The organism is Pseudonocardia pini (assembly GCF_013870575.1).
In the GTDB taxonomy this organism is placed as follows: domain Bacteria; phylum Actinomycetota; class Actinomycetes; order Mycobacteriales; family Pseudonocardiaceae; genus Pseudonocardia; species Pseudonocardia pini.
Genome location: NZ_JACBXB010000815.1, coordinates 1 through 2,400, shown reverse-complemented (window position 1 = coordinate 2,400; position 2,400 = coordinate 1). Strand labels below are relative to the sequence as shown.

The 2,400-nt window shown below is 75.1% G+C and carries 3 protein-coding genes; 2 read left to right on the top strand and 1 reads right to left on the bottom strand.

The annotated features are described in order from the left end of the window. Positions 1–581, top strand: a 581-nt coding sequence (locus tag H5J29_RS29390; RefSeq protein WP_181784228.1) for an SDR family oxidoreductase, incomplete at its 5' end; no start/stop codon positions are given. Continuing rightward, complete coding sequence (locus H5J29_RS29385; RefSeq protein ID WP_181784227.1) at positions 581–1,399, top strand: MaoC/PaaZ C-terminal domain-containing protein; 819 nt, start codon at positions 581–583, stop codon at positions 1,397–1,399. The genes H5J29_RS29390 and H5J29_RS29385, both read left to right, overlap by 1 nt. Before the next feature lie 11 nt (positions 1,400–1,410). Here H5J29_RS29385 and H5J29_RS29380 read toward each other — a convergent pair whose 3' ends face one another. Next, positions 1,411–2,136 (bottom strand): alpha/beta fold hydrolase, encoded by a 726-nt coding sequence (locus tag H5J29_RS29380; protein ID WP_181784226.1) that lies wholly within the window; start codon positions 2,134–2,136, stop codon positions 1,411–1,413. Between the last annotated feature and the right edge of the window lie 264 nt (positions 2,137–2,400).

Genomic DNA, 2,400 nt, shown 5'->3' with positions numbered 1-2,400 from the left:
GCGTCGCGCTCCAGCTGGACATCACCGCCGCCGACGCGCCCGCGCGGCTGGTCGCATTCCTCGAGGAGCGGTTCGGGCGGGTGGACCTGGTGGTGCACAACGCGGGCATCACCCGGGACAAGCTGCTGGCCAACATGGACGCCGAGCGCTGGGACGCGGTGCTGAACGTCAACCTGCGCGCGCAGCTGCGGATCACCGACGCGCTGCTGGGCTCCGACCTGCTCGGCGACGGGGCCCGGATCGTGTCGGTGTCCTCGCAGAGCGGGATCGCCGGCAACCGGGGACAGGCGAACTACGTGGCGTCGAAGGCCGGGATCATCGGGATGGTGCGGGCACTGGCGCCGGTCGTCGCCGCGCGCGGCATCACGATCAACGCGGTGGCGCCGGGGTTCATCGAGACCGACATGACCGCCCACATGCCCGTCGCCACCCGGGAGGGTGGCAGGCGGATCAACTCGCTGCGCCAGGGCGGACTGCCCGTGGACGTCGCCGAGACGGTCGGCTGGCTCGGCCAGGCCGCGTCCGGCGGGGTCAACGGCCAGGTCGTGCGGGTGTGCGGTCAGTCGATGATCGGAGCCTGATGATCGGCCTGTACGCACGAGCCGCGGCCGGTTCGGTCCTGCCGCGGGCGAAATCGCTGCCGGACACCGTGCTCGAACGGTCGGTCACGCCGTCGGTGGGGCGGCTCGCGGACTACTCCGCGGTGTGCGGGTTCGCGTTGTCCGACGTGCTCCCGCCGACCTTCCCGCACGTCCTCGCCTTCGGGCTGCAGATGGAGCTGATGGCCGCGCGGTCCTTCCCGCTCGCGCTGCCGGGGCTCGTGCACGTCGCGAACACGATCACGGTGCACCGGGCGATCGGGCTCGGCGAACAGCTGGACATCCGGGTGCGCGCCGAGCGGTTCGGCGCGCACGCCCGCGGGGCCCAGGTCGATCTCGTCTCGGCGATCTCCGCCGCGGGCCGGGTCGTGTGGGAGGGGCGTTCGACCTATCTCGCCCGGGGCGTGCAGGCCCCGACCGGGATCGCCGGTGAGCTGCCGGACGTGGCGGCGCCCGAGGGCCCCGCGTCGGCGGTCTGGTCGCTGCCGGGCGATCTCGGGCGGCGGTACGCGGCGGTGAGCGGGGACGTGAACCCGATCCACCTGAACCCGTTGACCGCCAAGGCCTTCGGCTTCCCCCGCACGATCGCGCACGGGATGTGGACCGCCGCCCACGCCCTCGCCGCCCTGCAGGGCCGCACCCCCGACGCCCTCGCCTACACGGTGCTGTTCCGCAAGCCGGTGCTCCTGCCGTCCACCGTGGAACTGGTGACCGAACGGTCCGACACGGGCTGGGACCTGGCGGTGCGCGGCCGCAAGGGCTCCATCCACCTGGTGGGCGCCACGACCCCACCCGGGTGATCAGCAGGGTCTCAGGGTTCGTGGACCGGGCGGGAGAGCAGGGCGAGGAGGGCGGTGGGATCCTCGACATGGGCGTTGTGGCCCAGGCCCGACAGCTCCACCGGGGCCTCGACCAGGGCGGTGAGGTCGGCGGTGGTCACCATCGGGTCGTGCTCGCCGCGGGCCAGCCGCACCGGGACGGGGGCGACCGCCACCAGCTCGGCGAGGCGGGGGTCCCCCACCCCGAACGCCCGCGGGTCCAGTGCGGTCCGCCAGCCGCCGTCGACCTCGCGGACGGCGGCGTCCGGGACGGCGGCCGGGTCGGTGAGGCCGGCCTCGCGGACGTGCCGGGCGACGGCGTCCGCGCGGGTGGGGACCACCTTCGGCGGACGGTCGGCGAGCGCGGCGGCGCGGGTGAGGTCCGCAGGCGTCCAGACCGCCTTGATCCCGAGCCCGGTCACCGTCCGGACGCCCGGGAGCGCGGCCAGGTGCAGCCCCACCACCCCACCGAAGGAGTGCCCGAGGACCTCGGTCCCCGCGGGGTCGACGAGCGGGGCCACGGCCTGCGCGACCGCCTCGAAGGCGTAGTGCGGCAAGGGGTCGGAACCACCGTGGCCCGGCAGGTCGGGTGCGACCCAGGCCCGGTCGTCGAGCAGCGCGGTGAGGCCCGCCCAGACCTCGGCGGTGGCGCCCAGCCCGTGCAGCAGCAGGAGCGTGGGGCCCGTCGTGCCGCCGCGCAGGACGCGCAGGGCGGTCATCCGGCACTCACGGGCGGGATCCCCGCTGGGCTCCGGGCTCGCCGTCGACCTCTGCCACGGCCCCACCTTGGCAGGTCCGGACCGCGCTGCCCAGGGCGGCCGGGAGCGAGCGGCCACGTTCGGGTGACGCGAGTAATGCCCGGTCAGGAGTCGGCGATGTGACGGGCATGACGATGCAGAACGGCCCGCGGCCGCAGCGCAGCACCCCGCAGTCCCCGGCGCCGTTCGGCTTCCAGGGCGCGCCCCCGCAGGGGCCCTACGCCC

What these genes read in the sequence shown, in the direction of transcription:
- H5J29_RS29385 (WP_181784227.1), top strand. Translation starts at nt 581, where the DNA reads ATGATCGGCCTGTACGCACGAGCCGCGGCCGGTTCGGTCCTGCCGCGG.
- H5J29_RS29380 (WP_181784226.1), bottom strand. Translation starts at nt 2,136, where the DNA reads ATGACCGCCCTGCGCGTCCTGCGCGGCGGCACGACGGGCCCCACGCTC.